Genomic DNA, 1,050 nt, shown 5'->3' with positions numbered 1-1,050 from the left:
GTCCTTCTGTGCGTCACCGTGAAGAGTGGTACGAGATCTGTGAAAGGCTGGCCGGTCATCGTCGAGCTGAGGATGCACTCCCCGCAGCCAGGGAATGTATCGACCGGTACTTCGAGTTAGACCTGGCAAACTACGAGATCATCGACGCAGAGCGGCAGTTTGAACTCGATATCGATGGGCACGAACTCGTCGGGTTTATCGACGCAGTCTACCGGACGCCTGACGACGAACTCCTCGTCGTTGATTACAAGGCGACCGAACGCCACCGCGACTTACAGAAGGACAAGCAACTTCCAATCTACCTGTTAGCATGTCGTGACATGTACGACGAGCCCGTAACGCATGCGGGGTACGCGTATGTTGGCAATATCGGACCGAAAGTCGAATCTCGAAGCTTCACCGAGTCTGAATTGGAGGCAGTCAAAGACGACGTATCGGCGTCGATGAACCAGATTGCAGAGTTCTCGTACAGCCGGTACACAGCCGGTGACCACTGTCAGTGGTGCCAACACAATCATCTCTCTTGCTCACCTGACACGTTCTCTGTGGGTCCAGGGTTCGAAGAATGAGGGACCTCTCTAACTAATCCTAGTACAGCGATTCTTTCCTATTGTTCAAACGCCGCCTCCAACTTCTCATACATCCTCCTTCGCCGTGCCCTCCGTTCTTGTTCCCTCGACAAGTAATTCCGAAGCACAACCTCGGTTGACGAACTCCCCTGATCTTCAGCTACCCCTTCCAATCCCTCTAGAACCTCCCCAACAGCTTCCTGATAAGCCGAGTACCAGAACCGTCGCCCCACCTTCGGCGTGGGCGTATCCCCATCAACAACCACACCAGCAGTGTCAGCAAGCTGTTTAAACCGACGACGTATCGTACTAACTGACACATGTCCCGTCGATGACGACCGAGACGGGAACAGATACCCGTTCCACGTCTCACGATTAGAGAGCGCATCAATCCGGTCAGCTACAACATCGACGCCATACAGTAACGTCACCTCACCTGGTCCGTTCTTACGCTCTCCATCACCGAACGACAGGTGTGGGT

1 protein-coding gene and 1 pseudogene are annotated in these 1,050 nt (G+C 54.1%); one reads left to right on the top strand and one right to left on the bottom strand.

All coding sequences use genetic code 11. The annotated features are described in order from the left end of the window. Positions 1 to 569 (top strand): RecB family exonuclease (locus AUR66_RS13300; protein WP_157533121.1); only part of this gene is annotated, 569 nt, incomplete at its 5' end. Positions 570 to 607: 38 nt separating this feature from the next. Here AUR66_RS13300 and AUR66_RS22735 read toward each other — a convergent pair. Beyond that, positions 608 to 1,050 (bottom strand): annotated as a pseudogene (locus AUR66_RS22735) (site-specific integrase); the annotation flags it as partial.

Origin of the sequence: Haloferax profundi (genome assembly GCF_001469865.1) — an archaeon.
GTDB classification, from domain to species: domain Archaea; phylum Halobacteriota; class Halobacteria; order Halobacteriales; family Haloferacaceae; genus Haloferax; species Haloferax profundi.
The sequence above is the reverse complement of the archived record's forward strand: the minus strand, read 5'-3'. Positions and strand labels throughout refer to the sequence as shown.